A 20,962-nucleotide genomic window follows, 5' to 3' on the forward strand; every position below is an offset into this window, starting at 1 on the left:
CCGGAAACTTTAGCAGCACCAGCGTGGAAGGTGTATTTGCGGCGGGCGATGTAATGGATTCGGTTTATAGACAAGCCATCACCTCAGCAGGTGCAGGCTGTATGGCGGCATTGGACGCGGAAAAGTATTTGGATGAGTTGGTGGGTTAATGGTTTTGATAAAACCAGTCAAAATCTAAGCGCAACTCTGTCGCATTATAGTCTTTTGTACCCATGAAAATGAAATTGGCGGTGCTTGATCCTAGTCATCCCGAACAAGATTTTCCGCCGATAAGCAGTGCGTTATCCGAACCGGATGGGCTACTTGCAGTGGGTGGTTGTCTCTCAAAAGCCCGTTTACTGAATGCTTATCGCTTAGGTATTTTTCCCTGGAACAGTCCAGATGAGCCGATTTTATGGTGGTCACCTGATCCAAGATTGGTGTTATTTCCAGATAAGATAGTTGTTTCTCGCAGTTTAGCCAAAACCTTACGAAAACAAAAGTTTACGATAACATTTGATCGGGTTTTTGCTGATGTTATCAACGCGTGTGCTATGCCTCGTAAGGATGAATTAGGTACATGGATTACCCAAGGTATTTATCAGGCTTACTACGATCTTCATCAATCAGGCTATGCCCATTCAGCAGAAACTTGGTTAAACGGAGAGTTGGTCGGTGGTTTATATGGTATTGCAATGGGTCGGGTTTTCTTTGGGGAGTCGATGTTTTTCAGCAAAACCGATGCGTCGAAAGTGGCTTTCGTCAGTTTGGTCGAGCAACTTAAGCACTGGGGTTATAAGCTGGTAGATTGCCAGGTAAGTACGCGGCATCTCATTAATTTCGGGGCTGAGGAAATTGCCAGGGTTGATTTTACCAACTTGCTTAATCAATATTGTGATGAATTCCCTGAATCATCAGCTTGGCAAAGCCTATGATTTCCATCCCTTTATTTCTCAGCGAAAAGCATCCGTGCAGTTATATTGACGATGAGGAGGCGCAACCTGCCTTTGTGCATCCCTTGTTTGAAATGACCACAGGCATTTATTCGGAGCTGATAGCACAAGGTTTTCGTCGCAGTGGCGATGAGGTTTACTCGCCGCATTGTTCGCAATGTTCGGCTTGCATTCCAGTGCGGCTAAAAGCGACAGAATTTATCCCTAGTCGTAGTCAAAAACGTTGTTTGCAAAAAAATAGCAATACCCAAGTCATCATTAAACCGGCTGAGTTCGAACAAGCCCATTTCGACATGTATCTTCGTTATCAAGCGGCTAGGCATCGTGATGGTTCAATGTTTGAATCCAGTCAGGAAGACTACGTGCGATTTCTTAAGAGTTCCTGGTGCGACACCCATTTTGTTGAGTTTTCAATCGACGGCGAGCTTGCTTCAATAGCCGTGGTTGACCAATTGAATAATGCTTTATCAGCCGTCTACACTTTTTTTGAGCCGAAATTTTCCAGCTATAGCTTGGGCGTTTATGCGGTGCTTTGGCAGATAGAACAAGCTAAAAAATTGCATAAGGAGTTTATATATCTGGGGTTTTGGATAAAACAGTGTAAAAAAATGTCCTACAAGAGCGATTACCAGCCACTACAGATACTTAGGGATAAGCAATGGGTATGCAGCTTAGTTAAATAAAACTATCAGCACTATCGTTACGTAGCCAGATTGCAATAACAGCCTGATTTAAGGGATAATGTGCGGCTATCGGTATTTCTACTTTTCTGCATCAAGTAAAACAACGATGTGGAAACCGCAGTCAGTTTAGGAACAAGCAATGAAAAAAACCATGTACGAAAAAATCTGGGACAGCCATCTCGTCGTTGAAGTGGACGGGCAAGCTCCTTTGATTTATGTAGACCGTCACTTGATGCACGAAGTGACATCGCCGCAAGCCTTTGAAGGATTGCGGCTGGCTAACCGTAAAGTCCGCAATCCACATAGCATTCTGGCGACGATGGATCATTGCGTACCGACCAAAGATCGCCATCTGCCGATTCCTGACCCTATCGCCAGAAAACAGGTCGAGGTAATGGCCGAGAATTGCGCGGAAAATGGTTTGAATCTCTATGACATGAAAAACCCCAACAACGGCGTAATCCATGTGGTCGTGCCGGAACATGGTTTTGTGCATCCAGGCATGGTGGTGGTATGCGGCGACAGCCATACGGCTACGCACGGTGCATTTGGTGCGCTCGCGTTTGGTATCGGCACGTCCGAAGTCGAACATGTTATGGCGACGCAAACCCTGCCGCAGCAAAAATCCAAAACCATGCTGGTGCAGGTGAATGGCAAGTTATCCAAATACTCTTCCGCAAAAGATATTGCCTTGGCAATTATCGGCAAAATAGGTACGGCAGGTGGCACAGGTCATGTTATCGAATACGCTGGCGAAGCGATCAAGTTGCTTTCGATGGAAGGTCGCATGACCTTGTGCAACATGGCGATTGAAGCCGGTGCTAGGGCAGGGCTGGTTGCGCCGGACGAAAAAACCTACGAATATTTGAAAGGTAAGGAATTTGCGCCCAAAGGTAATCAGTGGGATCAAGCACTGGCTTACTGGCAAAGCCTTCCTAGTGATGAAGGCGCGGTATTCGACACTATTATTACCTTGGATGCTGCTGATATTGCTCCGCAAGTGTCCTGGGGAACCTCGCCTGAGCAAGTGATAGGCGTAGATGGCTGCGTGCCAGCACCGGAAAGTTTCGACAACGAAGGCAAACGCAAAGCGTGCGAAAGCGCCTTGGCCTATATGGGCTTGACCGCCAACACCAAAATGACTGACATCCCCGTCGATTTGGTGTTTATTGGTTCTTGCACCAATGGCCGAATCGAAGATTTCCGCATTGCCGCAGAAGTGACCAAAGGCACTAAAGTTGCCAAAGGCGTCAAGGCGATTGCCGTGCCGGGCTCCTATCATGTCAAACACCAAGCTGAAGACGAAGGGTTGGACAAGATTTTTATCGAAGCTGGTTGGGAATGGCGTGATCCAGGTTGCTCCATGTGTCTGGCGATGAACGGCGACGAACTGACCAAAGGCCAACGCAGTGCGTCCACATCCAACCGCAACTTTGAAGGCCGTCAAGGCAAAGGTGGCAGGACGCATTTGGTGTCTCCAGCTATGGCGGCGGCGGCGGCGGCGGCGGGGCATTTTGTCGATATCAGAAACTTCGGATAAGCAACGAATATGGAACCATACAGAAAACACGAAAGCATTGCGGCCTTAATGAACCGCAGCAATGTCGATACCGACCAAATTATCCCCAAGCAGTTTTTAAAGCGCGTTGAGCGCAGCGGCTTCGGTGCACATCTTTTTCATGACTGGCGCTTTAATGATGACGGGAGCGATAACCCCGAATTTGAATTGAACAAACCCGTTTTTAAAGGTGCAAAAATCCTGGTTGTGGGCGATAACTTCGGTTGCGGCTCTTCCCGTGAACACGCGCCCTGGGCGATTGCCGACTATGGCTTTAACACCATCATCTCAACCAGTTATGCCGATATTTTCTATAACAATTGTTTTAAGAATGGCATTCTTCCTATTAAAGTAAATGACCGGCAGTTGACTGCGTTAATGGCGGAAATTAGTGCCAATGAAGGTGTCCAATTTGTAGTTGACTTGGAAAATCAGCAAGTGATTACTCCAGCGGGTAATGGCTTTTCCTTTGATATTGACCCGTTCCGCAAAGGCAATCTGTTAAGCGGTTTGGATGATATTGGTTTGACGCTGAAGCATGTCGATAAAATTAGTGCGTATGAAGAACGGCACAAGAAGACTTTTCCTTGGTTGTGGGCGTAGGCATTTAATCGAGAGAATTCCATGCCAGTACGTAGGGCGGAATAACGAAGCGTATCCCTACACATGGTTGAAGTAACTAACATTACGGCGCTGCCTTTTAGTTATTGCACCTTATGGACTTAAATTTTGGAATCCAGAGAGTGAAAATATTTATTAGTCATTCACATCAAAATCATGAAGCAGCTAGTGCCTTGGTCGAGATGTTGCTGTCTGGGTTGTCGCTAGAGGATAGCGATATACGGTGCACTTCTGTTCCTGGGCATCAGCTAGAACTTGGAAAAAGCATCGCCGAACTGTTGAAAGCCGACATAAATCAAGCACCGGCATTAATAGCGTTGGTATCCAAAGAAAGCTTAAATTCTAATTGGGTGATGTTCGAGCTTGGTGCAGCTTGGGGGCTAGAAAGACGCGTTTACCCTATACTTGGCTCAAACATGAAAAGCAAAGATTTGCCAGGTCCCCTTGGTACCCTTTCGTGTATTGAAATCGAATCACCCGACGCTTCTAGTAGAACGTCCGACTTGTTACAACAGCTTGCCAAAGACCTCAATGTCATACCCAAAAATGGGGGGAAAGCCCAAGCTAAATTGAATGCTTTTTTGAAATTGTACAAAACGAACTCTAGCCAAAACCCTAGCATAGGCGAAAAGGCAAATGTCCCAACAAGTGAAGAAGATTCAATCTTGTTGGCATTCTGGGGGTTAGACGAGAAAGAATACACAGAAATTGGTTACCTAGTGAATGCTATCGCCCAGAAATCTGGTATTTCAATTCCGAAGTGTGAACACATTTTAAACGCACTGATTAAGAAAAGCCTTATCAAGGGTACAAAATATATAATGCCACAAGGCTGTCATTACAAGCTTGAAGGTGCTGGGCGAGATTATTTGCTCGAACAAGGGTTTGTCAAATAAAATTTATGGTATGTGCAGTTCAATAGGGCTGGTCGAGGCTCGCCTCATGATTGAATATGTTGATCAAAGAGGAAATTAATTATGAATATCGAAAACCGAATTACCTATAATCCATTGCAATGCGGTGGCAAGCCTTGCGTTCGCGGTATGCGAATAAGGGTTGCGGACATTTTGCAAATGTTAGGAGAAGGTGTCAGCTTTGAGGAAATCTTGCAGGATTTTCCAGACATTGAACAAGAAGATATCCGGGCTTGCTTGCTGTATGCGGCCCGTCGTGCCAACCTTGAACGGCTAGTTGCGTGATCTATTGGATCGATGCGCAACTTCCGCCGCTGTTGGCAAGTTGGTTAAGCGAAACATTTGGTGTCGAAGCCTATGCCTTACGGGATTTACAATTGCGGGATGCTGAGGATTTGGAGATTTTTCGAGCTGCTCGGCAAATAAGCGCAGTTATTATCAGCAAAGACAGCGATTTCGTGGAATTGGTTTTGCGTATGGGAACGCCCCCACAATTACTTTGGCTAACGTGTGGCAATGTAACCAATAAGCGTTTGCAAGCGTTGTTTACCGAATTATTTCCGCGTGCTCAAGAATTGTTGTCAAAAGGCGAAGCCGTCGTTGAAATTGCTGATCTTAAAAATTAATTACCGTAAATTTCTTTATAAATCAACTGGCTTGTAATGACCCAAACCATCCAACTCATGGACACCACCCTGCGCGACGGTGAACAAACCCAAGGGGTTTCGTTTACGCCTGCCGAAAAAGTCAGCATAGCCAAAGCCTTATTGCAGTCGTTGCGTGTAGACCGTATTGAAGTGGCTTCTGCCCGTGTTTCGCAAGGTGAAAAAGAGGCGGTGAAAAGCATTAACGACTGGGCTAAGCATGAAGGCTTCGATGGTCGTATTGAAGTCCTAGGTTTTGTCGATCATTCCAAAAGCGTGGATTGGATCAAGGAAACAGGCGGTAAGGTTATCAACCTGCTCACCAAGGGCAGCGAAAAACATTGCCATGAACAACTGGGCAAAACCTTAGCGCAGCATACCGTCGATATTCTCCAAACCATCCGTTATGCGTTGGACAAAGAGTTGAAGGTGAATGTGTACCTGGAAGACTGGTCTAACGGTTATCACGATAAACCCGCTTATGTCTATGAATTGGTGGACAACTTGCGTCATGCCGGAATCGGCCATTTCATGTTACCCGATACGCTGGGTGTACTATCGCCTGATGAAGTATTCACCAGCCTGAGCGATATGTGCAGCCGTTATCCCGAATTACAATTTGATTTCCATCCCCATAACGATTATGGATTGGCTACCGCCAATGTGATGGCGGCGGTAGGTGCGGGTGTGAATTCCATCCATTGCACGATCAATTGCCTGGGCGAGCGGGCGGGTAATGCGTCGTTGGCTGAGGTTGCCGTCGTGTTGCGCGACAAGATGCACCTACAGCTTGCCATTGATGAAAGTCATATCGTGGCGATCAGCAATATGGTGGAGACTTTCTCCGGCAAGCGCGTTGCCGCCAATGCGCCGATCATCGGTGCGGACGTGTTCACCCAGACGGCAGGTATTCATGCTGATGGTGATCAAAAAGGCGGTTTGTACAAGACTAAACTAGGGCCGGAACGGTTTTCCCGCACTCGCAGCTATGCGTTGGGGAAAATGAGCGGCAAGGCTTCCTTGAAGAAAAATCTGGAGCAACTAGAACTGGAGTTATCCGAGGAAGACCAGAAAAAAGTCCTGGATCGGATTGTTCGCCTAGGCGATTCCAAGCAAACCATCACGGCAGATGACCTGCCCTTCATCATCGCTGATGTGTTGGCAAGCAAAGATTACCAGCATATCAAGCTGTTGAATTGCTCGATTACCAGCGGATTTAACTTAGAATCTACCGTGAGTTTACGGGTCAGCATTAACGGTAAGGAGCATGTGGCTTCGGGTTTCGGCAATGGTGGCTATGATGCGTTTATCCACGCCATCGAAAAAGTGTTGGCATTGTACGATTACGCCCTGCCCAGGTTGGCAGATTATGAAGTGCGTATCCCCAAAGGCGGGTTGACCAGCGCATTGACGGAATGCGTGATAACCTGGGATTGTGACGGTGACATCCGCAAGACCCGTGGTGTCCATGCCAACCAAGTGTTTGCGGCGGTGTTGGCGACACTTAGGATCATCAATATCCAGCTACATGAAGTGAATGTTCAATTAATTTAACGGTATTAGATGGGTTAACTGACTGTTTTTCGACGATCTTATATAGCTGTGGTTATTGCGTTTAAGCCTGAAACACCTTATTTTTTGACGATTTACTGAAACTCATTGCTGTGCTGATCTAATGCAATACTGCCGATTCGTTGTGATGTAAATGCCTTTACGGTCTTGTCACTCCATTCAAAAGGCGGTTCGTTTGAATCCGCCACGATGCCTGCTCGTTTAACAGAGGTATCGGTTTTTTTGGGTTGGTAGCGGCTTGGTCGTTTGCTCGAAGAATCCAACACTAAACCTCGCAAAACAAAACCACGTAAAAAATAACCCAACACAATGCCTGCAACAAAATAACAGGCGGGATTGGTGTTGATGAGTTCAAAAATTGTTTCTAATTCCATTAGCTTGGCTCGATTTGTTACGATTAGTTGATTAACAATAAACTTTAAAACTTAATATGACATTATCAAAGCTTTGCCATTCTGTTGACTTCAGAAGGTTCTAGCTGGTCAAAGTAATTAAGTACACCCTTAAAAATGGCATTTGCCATTTTGGTTTGATAACGATTACTGGTTAAATTAAGTTCATCCGAAGGGTTTGAAATATAGGCTGTTTCAACAAGAATGGAAGGAATATCTGGTGATTTTAACACCGCAAAACCCGCTTTCTGAACCGTGTTGTAATGCAAGTCCCCAATGTTTTGGAAATTTTTTAACACATTACTTGCCAGACTGGCACTTGCTTGTTGCGTTGCCGTTTGCGATAAATCTAGCAATACTGAAGCCAGTACCTCTTCTTTATCATCCAGATTAACACCGCCCACTTTCTCCTTAGCGTTTTCGGTATTCGCCAGCCAGCGAGCCGCTTCGGTTGATGCCCCGTTTCTGGATAAGGTGTAGACAGAAGCTCCTTTTACCTCAGGATTTTGGCAAGCATCAGCATGGATCGAAATGAATAAATCGGCACCAGCTTGTCGGGCAATTTTCATTCTTTCCCGCAATCCGACGTAATAATCCCCCTTGCGTACCAATTTTGCCTTCATCCCCGCCTGAGCATTAATTAAGGCTTGGAGTTTTTTTGCGATTGCTAAGGTAACTATTTTTTCGTGAGTGCCGTTTGCCCCTTTTGCACCGGGATCGTCGCCGCCATGACCCGCATCAATTGCGATTACAAAATGCGGCTTTTTATTTGCCGTACGTTTGCTTTTGGCATGAGATGTTTTTGTTGTTGTACCGATTTTTTCATCGAGACTGCTTGATTTGTTAGATGCCAGTTTTTCTGTGGATTTTTTGCTTTTATCAGCACCAATTACCGCATTTTTATTGAGCAAATCAATAATTAAATGCTGATTATCTGAGTTATTGCTAGCCAATTTATGGCTTTTTGCTGTCACATTTTGTTTTAAATCAATTACTATTCGTAAGTCAGACTCATTTTTTGCAGAGGCGCGTACGTGTGCAAACAAGGGATGTGCTGCTGAAGGCTGATTTAAACCGCGACCTGCTTGGGCATTTTTGACATCAATTACCAACCGAGAGGGATTATCCAGTACGAAAACGCGGTGTTTAGGGGAAGATGTGACATCAAATATTATCTTTGCTCGACCAGCATCAGTTGGGTAACGTACTGAACCAACACGTATTTGTTGCGCGTATCCCGATGCTGAAAATACCAGGACGAGAAACACAAGAATTATTTCCTTACAACCGCGCCACATAAGCTAATCCAAATTGGTGATAATCTAAATTAGATTATAGCAATATGTTATTGTTTTTAAATAGCTAGATGAAAATATTTTTTAAACAATGAGGGGTGGCTATTGAACACTTTTAAAGCAATGGCTTGATTTATCACATCGATTTTGTACTTAGCACAAGTCTTAAGGCTTTTTTCGCCTGATCTACGCATTCATTTCGACTAATCGACCAGCCTCAATAACCGTCAATGTAATCACGTTATCCGGTGTCGGCAAAAATCCTTTACCTCTATCAGGCCATTCGATAAAGCACGCACAATCCTGAGTGAAATAATCGTTAATGCCTATCCATTCCAACTCTTCAGGGTCATTAAGTCTATATAAATCAAAATGATAAATTAGCTTTCCTACTACTGTGTATTCTTCGACTAAATTGTAGGTAGGGCTTTTAACAGTGCCTGTGTATCCTGCTGCTCGTAAATATCCCCTGACTAAGGTTGTTTTGCCTGCGCCTAACTCACCATGCAGAAAAACCAGGCATTTTGAAGGTAATGACTGAAAAAGTTCGGCACCAAATTGCTCAGTAGCCTCGGTATTTTGCAAAACAGACTGCATTAATTGACCAATTGCCTAATGTATGGAAACAAATCACTGGCTAACAAGCCGCGTTCTCCTGCTTGTTCGGCAGCAAGATCAGCCGCCATGCCATGCAAATAAACCCCTTGTTGCGCCGCATCTTTGGGAGAAAAGCCCTGTGCTATCAAACCACCGATCATGCCAGCAAGCACATCCCCCATTCCACCCGATGCCATACCTGGATTTCCCGTTGTGGACACCGCTATCTCATCATGACCTGCTATCAATGTTCCTGCGCCTTTTAGGACAGCAATGCCGCCATATTTAGTCTGAAGTGCAACAACGGCGGCAAAGCGGTCTTGCTGTACGTCGCTGCTGGTGCAGTGTAATAGTCGTGCGGCCTCACCTGGATGCGGTGTTAACACCCACAATTGGTGTCTTTCAGAAACATGTGCTAAAAGATTGAGGCCGTCAGCATCAATGACCAACATATTGGCTGATTTTATTGCTGCAATGAACAATTCAGCCGCCCACTTGCTTTGCCCTAAGCCTGGTCCTACGACAACCACATCGACCTTATCGAGCAATCCCAATAGCTGTTCCGTATTTTCCACGCCATGACACATTAATTCTGGTCTGCCCAGATTCAATAGCGCAGCATGTTCGGGATGCGTTGCTACACTCACCAAGCCAGCACCTACGCGCAACGCTGCTTCGCCAGCCATTCTAGCTGCACCTGAATAACCACGGTCTCCACCGATAATCAACACATGCCCGTTATCACCTTTATGGGCGCAGCGAGTGCGAGGGGGAATCGTTTTTTTGATTACCCGATAAATATTACTGACTACATTTTTGAATACATCCTTGGGTACGGCTAAGGATGCGTAAATAATTTCACCGCAATAATCTGCCGCTAATCCGGTAAATAGGCCTTGCTTCAAGCCGATGAACGTCACTGTACATGCTGCTTTTACCGCGCAACCCATGACACTTCCGGTATCAGAATTTAAGCCCGACGGTACGTCAACAGCGATAACATTAGATTGACTTTTATTAATTAATTGAATGGCTTGTGCAAAAACTCCAGTTATCGGCTTACTTAATCCCGTTCCAAACAGGGCATCAACAATTACCTCTGCATTGATAGCCTGGTCAGCCTGAAAGGGTGTGATTGTGCCTTTAGATTTAATGTAATCACGGTAGGCAATGAACGCGTTATCCTTAAGGTTTTCAGGATCAGCAAACACATAAACCGTCACTTTCAAGCCTACCGCTTGCGCCAGTCCGGCTATAATGTAGCCATCGCCAGCATTATTGCCAGAACCGCAAAATACCGCGATAGATTTAGCATTCGGCCATTTAATTCGTAAATGCCTAAAGACGGCATTTCCGGCTCGGCTCATAAGCTCAATCCCAGGAATGCCGCATTCTGCCATCGTGATACGGTCTAATTCTCTGACTTGAGCGGCGGTATATAGCTTTGTGGGCAATTTCTGCATGGTATTTTAGTGATCTCTTTTTATTGATCCAGCACCCTATGACGGCTACAAGTAATCCTGAAAACATGATAAGTCTTGCCGCCCAAATCAAAGTTTGGGGACAAGAACTCGGCTTTCAGCAAGTTGGCATTACAGACACTGAGCTATCCAAAGCCGAAATCCATCTGGATAACTGGTTAGCTAAAAGCTACCACGGCACTATGGATTATATGCAGCGGCACGGTCATAAGCGTAGCAGACCCGCCTTATTACATCCAGGAACACGCCGTGTTATTTCTGTAAGGATGGATTATTTGCCTGAATCAGCGAAAAGTATGTGGAATTCCCTGGAAAATCCGCTGACGGCCTTTATTTCCCGCTACGCCCTAGGTCGTGATTATCACAAACTCATACGAAATCGATTGCAAAAATTAGCCGACCTTATCCAGGTTGAAATTGGCGATTTTGGTTACCGCGCGTTTGTTGATAGCGCACCCGTGCTGGAAAAAGCCTTAGCAGAAAAAGCAGGCTTGGGCTGGATAGGCAAACACTCCAACCTGATTAACCGCAAAGCCGGATCGTGGTTTTTTCTCGGCGAAATTTATACCGACTTGCCCTTGCCTGTCGATAAACCTGCCACGGAACATTGTGGCGATTGTCATGCTTGTTTGGATATTTGCCCAACTCAAGCCATTGTTGCACCTTATCAGGTGGATGCACGGCGTTGTGTATCGTATTTGACCATTGAATTGCACGGTTCGATTCCCGAAGAATTAAGATCGCTGATAGGCAACCGTATTTACGGCTGCGATGATTGTCAGCTTATCTGTCCGTGGAATCGGTTTGCCCGATTAACGGACGAAAAAGACTTTAACCCCAGACATCGGTTAAATACGCAAGAATTATTGGAGGTATTTGCCTGGACGGAGCAAGAGTTTTTGACCAAAACCGAAGGTTCTGCGATTCGCCGTATTGGTTATGAACGCTGGCTCAGAAATATCGCCGTAGCATTAGGCAATGCGCCCAAGTCCGAAGCTATTATTGACGCACTAAAGGCTAAATTATTGTATCCATCTGAATTGGTGCAAGAGCATGTGTTATGGGCGCTAGATCAACAGCTTAAGGTAAATTAGGCATAGCATAGAAGAAATTCTCAAGCCTTATCATCACGTGGGTAACAATACTTTCACCGCAAACTACCCACTCTCCATTGGGTCGGTTAGAATGAAGTTTTAATTCCAGGTTATTCAATGCGCGTTCAAATTCTGCCCATCCAACTTATTAACCAGATTGCCGCCGGTGAAGTGGTTGAACGGCCTTCGTCGGTGGTTAAAGAGCTGGTTGAAAATTGTTTCGATGCAGGTGCAAGCACGATCAGTATCGACATAGAGCAGGGCGGGGCGCAGCGTATTCGAATCCGGGACGACGGCTGTGGCATCGTCAAACAGGATTTGTCCTTGGCATTATCCCGCCATGCCACCAGCAAAATCGCCTCGTTTGAAGATTTAGAACGCGTTGCCAGCATGGGCTTTCGCGGCGAGGCCTTACCTAGTATCAGCTCCGTTTCACGGTTGACATTGATTTCCCGTGTTGCTGAAGCCGAATGTGCGTGGATGGTTTCTGCTGATGGATCAGAAGTAGGCTTTGATCCACAACCCGATCCGCATCCCCAAGGCACGACAATTGACATACGGGATTTATTCTATAACACGCCCGCTCGCCGAAAATTCCTAAAAACCGAAAAAACCGAATTTGCCCATATCGAGAGTTTAATTCAAAAGATGGCATTAAGCCGTTTTGACATTGGTTTTTCCTTATCCCACAACCAAAAAGAAATTTTTTACCTGCCGCTGGCTGCAACAGAAACTGAGCAGCAACAGCGGATTGCGGGTATTTGTGGCTCGGCTTTTCTGGATAATTCGATAAAAATCGATGTCGCCTCATCAGGATTGCAACTAACAGGTTGGGTAGGTTTACCGACGTTTTCGCGCAGCCAACAAGACATGCAGTTTTTCTACGTGAATGGCCGTTTGGTAAGGGATAAGCTGATTGTTCATGCCGTCAGACAGGCGTTTCAGGATGTCTTATTTAATGGGCGGCATCCGGTATTTGTGTTGTATCTTACCCTTGATCCTGGTTTGGTTGATGTCAACGCCCATCCGGCAAAGCTGGAAGTCAGGTTTAGGGAAGGGCGGTTAGTGCATGATTTCTTGTTTTCCGCGCTACATCGGGCATTGGCGCAGGTAAGACCTGCTCACCACACGGTCAACATTATTGCTGCTAATCACCCTCCATTCAACAATAATCAACAGCAAGAAGCTACCCAAAGCAGTGCCAATGATGCGTTTATCGGCAGCAGAGCTAATCACAACGAAGCTTATTCGACTTACCAACCCGCACAGTCCGCATTGCCTTATCAAGTTGAGGAGACGATTCAAGCTTATGCCAAACTGTATTCTGGAACAAATTCTGGCGATGCAGCAAAGCCAGAACAAGCCGTCGGTCAACAGGGTTTTCCGCCCTTGGGTTTTGCCATCGCCCATTTGCACAATATCTATATCTTAGCGGAAACCCGTACCGGCATTATCTTGGTCGATGCCCACGCCGCCCACGAACGGGTGCTTTACGAACGCTTAAAGCAGCAATCCCAACAAGGCACAGTGCCTAGCCAACCTTTGCTTTTACCCATCAAAATCAATGTCAGCCCGGCAGATGCTGATCTTGCTGAACAAGCCGTTGATTTATTTACGGAGTTAGGTTTTGAGATTAACCGTTCTGGACTTGATACGATTGTGCTACGAGCTGTACCAGCACTAATGAACAACACGGATATGGAAACCTTAATCTGTGATGTTCTGGCTGATCTTGCCCAACACGGCTTAAGTTACCGGATGCAAGATCACGGCAAGCATATTCTGGGGACAATCGCTTGCCACAGCGCGGTACGGGCGCATCGACGACTGACCATTGACGAAATGAACGCCTTACTGAGGGACATGGAACGCACTGAAAACAGTGGTGTTTGCAACCACGGCAGACCAACCTGGGTGGAATTATCGACCAATGACCTGGATAAGTTTTTTTTGCGTGGGAAGTAACCCGTATGAAGTGCAACGAGTCCGATAGGATGCGGTTCACTGTGTTCACCACATCCGCGCTGTCCAAGCTGTGACAATTTGTCGCATTCCCAAAGTCAGCGTAAACCGCTAGACTATGCACGACTTTTGTGGTTTCCCTGCCGCAGGTTGTATCCTTAATTTAAGGAAATATGCGATGTTAATTGGCTATTTATAAGCCATAAATGGCTCATATTTTTGCAGAATTACGGGGTTGCGTTAAATTTGAATAACTATTTTAATTAAAATTAAGAGGTGATTATGTTAACTATAAAATCAATCAAAATGTCATTGCCATTATGTCTTTGCGCGGTATTAGCACTTTTGTCGCCTGCACTTACCCAAGCTGAAGAAGCTTATGAAAGCGGCGGGATTTCTTCGACTCGTGCGGCGGAGCAAAGAGCTGCGCTAGCGCATAAAGCTGAAGAAAGAAAGAAAAAGGCTGCGGAAAAGCAAAAAGCCGCTGAAGCCCAAAAAGCGGCTGAAGCGCAAAAAGCGATAGAGGCTCAAAAAGCGGCTGAAACGCCAAAAGAAGTTGAGAGTCCAAAGGAAGCTGCGCCTGCAAAATAATTGCTGTGCAGGCTCTCCATGAGGGTGTTACCAATGCGGTTATTGATTCGGCCTTATGAAGCTTTAAAGTCCGTTCGCCTTGAGCCTGTCGAAAGGCGTGAGTGCTTCGACAAGCTCAACACGACGGTTCAAACATTAAAAGACCGATTCCGCAATGATTCGGATGTTAAGCTCAAGTCATTATTTCCAAGGCTGCTTAACCCTCATGACCATAGTTGAATTTAAATAGATGCCAAAGGAATCGGTGTTTATGCCGGTTTGAGTACCTGCTGCCGTGACAATGCTGTCGATAGAACCATTGGTCACGGTCAAGGCCAGTGCTGCGGGTGTTGGCGAGTTGAAAACATTTTTTCCGACTACCACCAGCCGAGTGCCATCGGGGTAGGGCAAGCTTTTGGTGCCGGTGATTGTATAAATGGTAGAACCGACGCAATCTTTTGTTAAGGCTGCTTTTTTAACGACATTACCAATAAGTCTCTGATATGTGATCATTCGAGAAGCATCGACAGTGGCGGTATACAGCGGTGCCTTCAAAGTTATCGAGCCAGATACACACTCAGCCCCCGCTTTTTGAGTAACGATTAGCAGTAAACTTAATACAAGAAAATTAAGGTTTAGAGTGTTTATTATTCTAGTTGTTTTCATCAAATCCCCGTTGTTTAGATAACTACTTGTTTTTAATGTCATAATATATTCTCAAATATGTGCAATCCGTGAGTCCACGATTTACACCCAAGGTGTTATACACAATCTACATTAACGGGATGTTAAGCGGGGATGCTGGCAATGTTATCAACCTGAGAACGAAGGTCGATGCGATAATAGAGCTGCAGTTACTTTATCGTTCTTATCTAAACCCTCTCCCCCAAATGTGGATGAAATCTACTTTAGTTTCTGAGTAATGGTGAAAGACAACTATCCCCCCGCCATTTTCCTCATGGGCCCAACGGCTTCAGGAAAATCAAAATTGGCCGTGCAGTTGGCGCAAACGCTTAATGGCGAAATCATCAGCGTCGATTCAGCATTGGTTTTCCGTGGCATGGATATAGGCACGGCAAAACCCACGTTAGCGGATAGGGGTGGCATACCGCATCACTTGATTGATATTCTCGACCCTAGAGAATCATTTTCCACTGGACAGTTCAAGAATAAAGCTTTGGCATTAATGGAAGAAATTTGCCAGCGTGGACGTTTACCGATTCTGGTCGGCGGTACGATGTTGTATTTCAATGCTTTGAACAACGGGCTTGCTGAACTGCCGGAAGCCGATGCTGCTGTTAGGGCGAAATTGGATGCTGAATTAATAAGCCTAGGTAAAGAGGCATTACATCAACGGCTTGCAAACATTGATCCAGAATCCGCTGCCAGAATTCATCCCAATGATCCGCAGCGCATCCAACGCGCACTGGAAGTCTATGAAATCACTGGCAAACCGTTGACGGCTTATTTTGCCGAGGTGCAACAAGCTATTCCTTATCGAATAATCAAATTGATTGTTGCCCCAAAAGAGCGAAAGACCTTGCATGACATTATCGCCAGTCGATTCCATCACATGCTGGAGCAGGGCCTTATTGAAGAAGTTGAAATGCTAGTTAATCGTGGCGATTTGACAGAAAAAATGCCGTCGATAAGGGCGGTAGGTTATCGGCAAGTGTGGGCTTATCTGCACGGCGATTACGATGAAGCTACGATGATAGATAAGGGTATTATCGCCACCCGTCAACTGGCGAAGCGGCAATTTACCTGGTTGCGGCGAGAAACCGATGCGTTGCACCTTGATACCAATATGCCTGATTTGGTCGATTTTGCATTAGCCATGATAAATAACAGGATAAATAATAAGTTTAACAGTGCTTAAATTGTTGCCGTGCTATTTGATTTTACATAGCAGTTTTAACACGGGTCTTTCATTCAGTTGAAATTCAGCAATCGCATTCCATAATAAACGCCGGATTTTAATAATCTAAACCTTTTGTTATAACCCAATCTAGAGTTCAAGATGCGCTTACAATTTGTACGGTTTTTAGCCTACCCCTTAGTCGTATTACTGCTAGTTATCCTGCTGTAACGGGTACTAAACGCTTTAATCATTATGAGCCAAGGATGGCTCACCTATCCGCTGACAACCTGCCTTTTTTCAAAAACCTGTTAAGATTACCCAGAATGTTGTAAGTTGGATCTATTATTCCGAATTTCATCGTATTTATCGCTCATTAGTTGTTCAACAACTTTAACGCTAGGGGAACAAAATGCCTATCCAACTCATGCAGTTATTAAAATTTCCACTGCTATTGCTTGTCGTCTTGCAGCTTTCGGGTTGTGGCTATAACACCTTCCAATCTTCCGATGAAGAAATCAAGGCCGCTTGGGCAGAAGTGTTAAACCAATACCAACGTCGTGCCGATTTGGTGCCAAATCTGGTGAATGTGGTCAAAGGTTATGCGGCACATGAAAAAGACGTGTTGACCCAAGTGACCGATGCGCGTTCGCGGGTTGGTTCGATCAATGCGACCCCCGAATTGATTAATGACGAAGAAGCTTTCAAGAAATTTATTGCCGCGCAAGGGCAGATGAGCAGCGCCTTGTCAAAATTGATGGTGGTCGCGGAAAATTACCCGCAATTGAAAGCCGATGGCTTATTCCGAGACTTACAAGCGCAATTGGAAGGTACGGAAAATCGTATTACGGTTGCGCGTAATCGTTACATTTCAACGGTTAAGGATTACAACATCACCGTGCGCTCATTCCCTACTAACCTGACTGCGATGATGTTCGGTTACAAAACCAAACCCAGCTTTACGGTGGAAAATGAACAGGCGATAGCTATCCCGCCTAAAGTCGATTTTGGTGCGCCAGCGCCAGCCGCAGTACCCGCACCTGCCGCTGCTCCGCAACAACCGATGACCTTACCTGCACCCGTTATTCCGGCTGAACCTGTACGTCAGTAACTGAGGATATTCGCCTGATTGCAGCATGAAAACCGATAGTTCGCACAGTAGCAGGTCGTTTGCCAAATTAGGGTGGGTGTTCTGGCTGATTTTATTGTGCCAGCTTGCTCCAGCTTGGGGGTATGTCGAAATTCCCAAGCTGGAACAGCGCGTAACTGATCTGACGGGAACGCTTAATCCTGGTCAAGTCCAAGCGTTAGAAAGCAAACTAGCAGCCTTTGAAGCCAAAAAAGGCAGTCAGATTGCCGTGTTGATCGTACCAACTACACAACCCGAAGATATTGCTGAATTCGGTATTAAAGTAGGTGATTTATGGCGCATAGGTCGCAAGGGTGTGGATGACGGTCTGATTTTGATTATCGCCAAGAATGACCGCAAACTCAGGGTTGAAGTCGGTTATGGTTTGGAAGGCGTAATCCCCGATGCCATTGCCAAGCGAATTATTTCCGAAACTATTACACCTTATTTCAAGAATGACGATTTAGCTGGCGGGGTTGATGCCGGAGTCGATCAGATTATCAGCTTGATTGACGGTGAACAGTTACCAGCCCCCGAAGCCACACAAACAAACACTTCACAACAAGACGAAGGCGGATTTATCTTCCTGTTATTTGGCGGATTATTTGCAGGTTCAATGCTGTCGTCCCTATTTGGTCGCACAACGGGAGGGCTAATTGCTGGCATAGGTAGTGGCGCACTGGCTTATTTCCTCCTGGGTTTTGGAATAGGTGCCATTATTATTGGTCTTATTATCTTCTTTTTAACCAGCGCCCATTCTTCGGGTGGCGGCGGTGGCTGGTCGAATAGGGGAGGGGGCTATTATGGCGGAGGTGGCGGCTCTTGGGGCGGAGGTAGCAGTGGTGGTAGCTCTTGGGGCGGCGGTGGCGGAGGCAGTTTTGGCGGCGGAGGCGCATCCGGTTCATGGTGAAATTATCGCGCTGGCTTAAACATGCGTTCATGCCGCCGTGGTGCTGGCGCTTGTCGTTTCCTGAGGACGTATTGAACAACATTGAAAACACCGTCAAGCAATCAGAATCCCAACACAGCGGCGAACTCCGCTTTGCCATAGAAAACTCATTAGCTCCAGGCTGGGTATGGCATGGCATGGCAGCACGCCATCGCGCTGCACAAGTTTTTTCAAACCTGCGGGTATGGGATACCGAGGAAAATAGCGGTGTGTTGATTTATGTCCAGTTAGCCGACCGCGAAGTCCATATCTTGGCTGATCGTGGTATCAGCAAACGCGTGGAACAAGCCGAATGGGATAGAATTGCCCAACTTATCCAAACAGAATTTCATGATAAGCGGTTTCGGGAAGGATCATTGCAAGGTATTGCGGAAATAACCAGTCTACTGGCTGCTCATTTTCCAGCCAATTCAGATAATACTAATGAACTTCCGAACAGACCGGTGATTATTAAGCGGTAGATTGCGACTCCACACCTAAAAAGTTGTCTTGAAGCTTTATTTAGGACACCCCTCAAGCTTGTAAATAGCATAGCCCTGGATGTCTATCTGCTTACGCAATTCCGGCGGTGCTTCGGCACTGTGGCAAAACGCGCAATTTTCCTGGGTTACAAGCGCATCTGCATGGTCAATGCTGGTTAGCCATTCTTTGGCATATCGCAACGCTTTGTCCTGATCTTGCTCATCAAGAACCACATCAAAATGCATAATTCTTCCATTTGCAGCTTTTGCGTAAGTGTCATAAACGTGAGAAAGTGGCATAATTAACTCCGAAAAAAGCCGATTATAAAGTATCGAATCGAAACATAAAGCTTATGATACCCTCACCTTATTGTCAACTTGCCATCAGCAGACCGCGTTAAGCTATGGAAAAAGTTACCGTTTTCGATCTAATTGAACGCATGTCGGCATTGCTACGCTCGGAAGAACGTAAAAAATGTACCGAATTTGGCTTGCAATCGGTGCATTTACAGATTTTGGACTACCTCTCACGGTGCAATAAATACAGCGATACCCCAGCTGCACTTGCCAATTACTTGGGTATGACGCGGGGAACGGTCTCACAAACCCTGCTGTTATTGGAAAAAAAAGCTTACGTCAACAAAACTACGGATACCACTGACCGCCGTGTTGTTCATTTAAGTCTATTACCCAACGGCAAAGCAATGTTGCAGCAAGCCAGACCGACTGAGCTGTTCGATCAAGCGGCTGATTTACTGGTGAGTGATAAATTATCAAATTACGATGAAATGCTGGTAAGCATGTTAACCGCTCTACAAAAGTCGAACAAATCACAGTCTTTTGGGATTTGCAAAACCTGCCAATATTTTACCGTATCACCAGATGTTCACTTGTGTGGACTGACAAGGGAAGCGCTTACTGAAGACGATAGCGGAAAAATATGTCAGGAGCATAGGGCGTTGTAGGGAGGCTTCCCAAAAATGCCCACTTGTCTTCTAGGTAGAGTTCGGTGGTCAAGCTAATTTTTTCTGCAAGCGGTATATTTTGATGTCCGCCTTGGTCAAATCATTACGTGTAATTTGATTGTACCTAGCCGATTTTATATTCTACAATTCGGGTGGAATAAAAAGTTACTGGATTGCTTATGCCTAGTAGTATAAGTAGCCTGACTATCAATAATAATAATTGGAGGAGAGTATGACTAAGTTTAATTTTCTGTTAACGGTGTGTGCCTTGGCAAGTTCGGTTTCTGTAGCTTCAGCATGGGACGTGCTGCCCTCGGAAGCACCTGCGCCTAGTGATAACCCCACTACACCTGCGAAGGTTGAGCTGGGCAAAATGCTATACCACGATCCGCGCTTGTCTTCTACAGGGACGGTATCGTGTTCATCCTGCCATAATACGATGCTGGGCGGGGAAGATAATCGCCCGGTTGCGATTGGTGTTAACGGACAAACCGGCGGACGCAGTGCGCCAACCGTATGGAATGCGGCATTTAATACCGTGCAGTTTTGGGATGGCAGAGCAGAAAGCCTGGAAGCCCAAGCGGCGGGTCCTGTGACCAATCCAATCGAAATGGGCATGAAAAGTTGGGATGATGTGGTTGCCCGTTTGAATTCTATTGAAGGCTATCAAAAAGCCTTTGCTGACGCGTTTGGCGGTAATGCTATCTCCAAAGATACCGCAACCAAAGCGATTGCGGCTTATGAACGAACCTTGATTACCCCAAACAGCCCGTACGATAAGTATACATCTGGCGAACAATCAGCGATGACCGACCAGCAAGTACGCGGCATGAATAAGGTGGCGGAACTGGGTTGTACGGGTTGCCACAGTGGCCCTGCATTTAACGGTCCTGGCATATTCCAGTTATTCCCAGTGCATAGCAATGGCATGTATCAAGCCAAGTACCACTTTAATAAAGACTTAGGTTTGGCAGAAGTGTCCAAAAAGGCTGGCGATGAACATCGCTTTAAAGTGCCAACCTTGCGTAATATCGCGCTTACTGCGCCGTATTTCCATAATGGCGCGGTTAAAACCCTGGATGAAGCGGTTAAAATAATGGCTAAATTACAGTTGGATAAGGAATTATCGAAAGAAGAAGTTGCAGATATAGTGGCGTTTTTGAATGCCTTGACGGGTGAATTTCCTGAGCAAAAAATGCCGCATTTGCCAGCTACCGCAGGTAGTACTTTTAACTAAAGCAGTAAAATATGGCGTAGCATAGCTCAACATTTGTCGGGTTATGCT

23 protein-coding genes and 1 pseudogene are annotated in these 20,962 nt (G+C 45.8%); 18 read left to right on the forward strand and 6 right to left on the reverse strand.

The window, feature by feature from the left end; genetic code table 11:
* From AC1YY3_RS09465 to AC1YY3_RS09505, 9 genes and pseudogenes are all read left to right on the forward strand, one after another.
* Nucleotides 1–149, forward strand: a pseudogene (locus tag AC1YY3_RS09465) (thioredoxin-disulfide reductase); the annotation flags it as partial.
* A gap of 69 nt (nucleotides 150–218) precedes the next feature.
* Nucleotides 219–914, forward strand: a complete 696-nt coding sequence (aat, locus tag AC1YY3_RS09470) for a leucyl/phenylalanyl-tRNA--protein transferase (protein WP_481824535.1) — start codon at nucleotides 219–221, stop codon at nucleotides 912–914.
* A complete protein-coding gene (locus AC1YY3_RS09475) occupies nucleotides 911–1,615 on the forward strand; it encodes an arginyltransferase (protein ID WP_481824498.1) in 705 nt (234 codons plus the stop codon). Before aat ends, AC1YY3_RS09475 begins: the two co-directional genes overlap by 4 nt.
* A gap of 139 nt (nucleotides 1,616–1,754) precedes the next feature.
* On the forward strand, nucleotides 1,755–3,155 hold the full coding sequence (leuC, locus tag AC1YY3_RS09480; RefSeq protein WP_481824499.1) for a 3-isopropylmalate dehydratase large subunit: 1,401 nt from the start codon (nucleotides 1,755–1,757) through the stop codon (nucleotides 3,153–3,155).
* A gap of 9 nt (nucleotides 3,156–3,164) precedes the next feature.
* Nucleotides 3,165–3,776 (forward strand): 3-isopropylmalate dehydratase small subunit, encoded by a 612-nt coding sequence (leuD, locus tag AC1YY3_RS09485; RefSeq protein WP_481824500.1) that lies wholly within the window; start codon nucleotides 3,165–3,167, stop codon nucleotides 3,774–3,776.
* A 140-nt stretch (nucleotides 3,777–3,916) separates the two neighbouring features.
* On the forward strand, nucleotides 3,917–4,690 hold the full coding sequence (locus tag AC1YY3_RS09490; protein WP_481824501.1) for a toll/interleukin-1 receptor domain-containing protein: 774 nt from the start codon (nucleotides 3,917–3,919) through the stop codon (nucleotides 4,688–4,690).
* An 81-nt stretch (nucleotides 4,691–4,771) separates the two neighbouring features.
* On the forward strand, nucleotides 4,772–4,993 hold the full coding sequence (locus AC1YY3_RS09495; protein ID WP_481824502.1) for a DUF433 domain-containing protein: 222 nt from the start codon (nucleotides 4,772–4,774) through the stop codon (nucleotides 4,991–4,993).
* Nucleotides 4,990–5,334: a DUF5615 family PIN-like protein gene (locus AC1YY3_RS09500; protein ID WP_481824503.1), complete on the forward strand. Its 345-nt coding sequence runs from the start codon at nucleotides 4,990–4,992 to the stop codon at nucleotides 5,332–5,334. Before AC1YY3_RS09495 ends, AC1YY3_RS09500 begins: the two co-directional genes overlap by 4 nt.
* 36 nt (nucleotides 5,335–5,370) lie before the next feature.
* Nucleotides 5,371–6,906: an alpha-isopropylmalate synthase regulatory domain-containing protein gene (locus tag AC1YY3_RS09505; protein WP_481824504.1), complete on the forward strand. Its 1,536-nt coding sequence runs from the start codon at nucleotides 5,371–5,373 to the stop codon at nucleotides 6,904–6,906.
* A gap of 92 nt (nucleotides 6,907–6,998) precedes the next feature.
* On the opposite strand, the gene AC1YY3_RS09510 is transcribed toward AC1YY3_RS09505, so the two are convergent.
* From AC1YY3_RS09510 to AC1YY3_RS09525, 4 genes are all read right to left on the reverse strand, one after another.
* Nucleotides 6,999–7,298: a hypothetical protein gene (locus AC1YY3_RS09510; protein WP_481824505.1), complete on the reverse strand. Its 300-nt coding sequence runs from the start codon at nucleotides 7,296–7,298 to the stop codon at nucleotides 6,999–7,001.
* 65 nt (nucleotides 7,299–7,363) lie between these two features.
* Nucleotides 7,364–8,614: an N-acetylmuramoyl-L-alanine amidase gene (locus tag AC1YY3_RS09515; RefSeq protein WP_481824506.1), complete on the reverse strand. Its 1,251-nt coding sequence runs from the start codon at nucleotides 8,612–8,614 to the stop codon at nucleotides 7,364–7,366.
* Nucleotides 8,615–8,797: 183 nt separating this feature from the next.
* Entirely contained in the window at nucleotides 8,798–9,208 is a 411-nt protein-coding gene (gene tsaE, locus AC1YY3_RS09520) for a tRNA (adenosine(37)-N6)-threonylcarbamoyltransferase complex ATPase subunit type 1 TsaE (protein ID WP_481824507.1), read from the reverse strand.
* Nucleotides 9,208–10,671, reverse strand: coding sequence for an NAD(P)H-hydrate dehydratase (locus AC1YY3_RS09525; RefSeq protein ID WP_481824508.1), 1,464 nt, complete (start codon nucleotides 10,669–10,671; stop codon nucleotides 9,208–9,210). The genes tsaE and AC1YY3_RS09525 overlap by 1 nt, the downstream gene beginning before the upstream one ends.
* Nucleotides 10,672–10,709: 38 nt before the next feature.
* Between AC1YY3_RS09525 and queG the strand changes: the two genes are divergently transcribed.
* The 3 genes from queG to AC1YY3_RS09540 all read left to right on the forward strand — a co-directional run bounded on the left by queG (nucleotide 10,710) and on the right by AC1YY3_RS09540 (nucleotide 14,336).
* Nucleotides 10,710–11,783 (forward strand): tRNA epoxyqueuosine(34) reductase QueG, encoded by a 1,074-nt coding sequence (gene queG, locus AC1YY3_RS09530; RefSeq protein ID WP_481824509.1) that lies wholly within the window; start codon nucleotides 10,710–10,712, stop codon nucleotides 11,781–11,783.
* Nucleotides 11,784–11,900: 117 nt separating this feature from the next.
* Nucleotides 11,901–13,748 (forward strand): DNA mismatch repair endonuclease MutL, encoded by a 1,848-nt coding sequence (gene mutL / locus AC1YY3_RS09535; RefSeq protein WP_481824510.1) that lies wholly within the window; start codon nucleotides 11,901–11,903, stop codon nucleotides 13,746–13,748.
* 303 nt (nucleotides 13,749–14,051) lie between these two features.
* Nucleotides 14,052–14,336: a hypothetical protein gene (locus AC1YY3_RS09540; RefSeq protein WP_481824511.1), complete on the forward strand. Its 285-nt coding sequence runs from the start codon at nucleotides 14,052–14,054 to the stop codon at nucleotides 14,334–14,336.
* 180 nt (nucleotides 14,337–14,516) lie between these two features.
* Here AC1YY3_RS09540 and AC1YY3_RS09545 read toward each other — a convergent pair whose 3' ends face one another.
* Nucleotides 14,517–15,023 (reverse strand): hypothetical protein, encoded by a 507-nt coding sequence (locus tag AC1YY3_RS09545; RefSeq protein WP_481824512.1) that lies wholly within the window; start codon nucleotides 15,021–15,023, stop codon nucleotides 14,517–14,519.
* A 214-nt stretch (nucleotides 15,024–15,237) separates the two neighbouring features.
* Here AC1YY3_RS09545 and miaA point away from each other — a divergent pair, with 214 nt between their 5' ends.
* The 4 genes from miaA (at nucleotide 15,238) to AC1YY3_RS09565 (ending at nucleotide 18,712) form a co-directional block, all read left to right on the forward strand.
* Complete coding sequence (miaA, locus tag AC1YY3_RS09550) at nucleotides 15,238–16,194, forward strand: tRNA (adenosine(37)-N6)-dimethylallyltransferase MiaA (protein ID WP_481824513.1); 957 nt, start codon at nucleotides 15,238–15,240, stop codon at nucleotides 16,192–16,194.
* 391 nt (nucleotides 16,195–16,585) lie between these two features.
* Nucleotides 16,586–17,284, forward strand: a complete 699-nt coding sequence (locus AC1YY3_RS09555) for a LemA family protein (RefSeq protein WP_481824514.1) — start codon at nucleotides 16,586–16,588, stop codon at nucleotides 17,282–17,284.
* 25 nt (nucleotides 17,285–17,309) lie between these two features.
* Nucleotides 17,310–18,212, forward strand: coding sequence for a TPM domain-containing protein (locus AC1YY3_RS09560; protein ID WP_481824515.1), 903 nt, complete (start codon nucleotides 17,310–17,312; stop codon nucleotides 18,210–18,212).
* Nucleotides 18,206–18,712 carry a TPM domain-containing protein gene (locus AC1YY3_RS09565; protein WP_481824516.1) on the forward strand — a complete coding sequence of 169 codons (507 nt, stop codon included), beginning with the start codon at nucleotides 18,206–18,208 and terminating at the stop codon, nucleotides 18,710–18,712. Before AC1YY3_RS09560 ends, AC1YY3_RS09565 begins: the two co-directional genes overlap by 7 nt.
* Before the next feature lie 36 nt (nucleotides 18,713–18,748).
* On the opposite strand, the gene AC1YY3_RS09570 is transcribed toward AC1YY3_RS09565, so the two are convergent.
* The gene (locus tag AC1YY3_RS09570) at nucleotides 18,749–19,012 is read right to left on the reverse strand and encodes a DUF2024 family protein (RefSeq protein ID WP_481824517.1); all 264 of its coding nucleotides are present in this window, start codon (nucleotides 19,010–19,012) and stop codon (nucleotides 18,749–18,751) included.
* A 104-nt stretch (nucleotides 19,013–19,116) separates the two neighbouring features.
* On the opposite strand from AC1YY3_RS09570, the gene AC1YY3_RS09575 reads away from it, so the two are divergent.
* Both AC1YY3_RS09575 and AC1YY3_RS09580 read left to right on the forward strand, forming a co-directional pair.
* The gene (locus AC1YY3_RS09575) at nucleotides 19,117–19,677 is read left to right on the forward strand and encodes a MarR family winged helix-turn-helix transcriptional regulator (RefSeq protein WP_481824518.1); all 561 of its coding nucleotides are present in this window, start codon (nucleotides 19,117–19,119) and stop codon (nucleotides 19,675–19,677) included.
* Between the two features lie 232 nt (nucleotides 19,678–19,909).
* On the forward strand, nucleotides 19,910–20,914 hold the full coding sequence (locus AC1YY3_RS09580; RefSeq protein ID WP_481824519.1) for a cytochrome-c peroxidase: 1,005 nt from the start codon (nucleotides 19,910–19,912) through the stop codon (nucleotides 20,912–20,914).
* Nucleotides 20,915–20,962 lie beyond the last annotated feature (48 nt).

Source organism: Methyloglobulus sp., assembly GCF_964779595.1.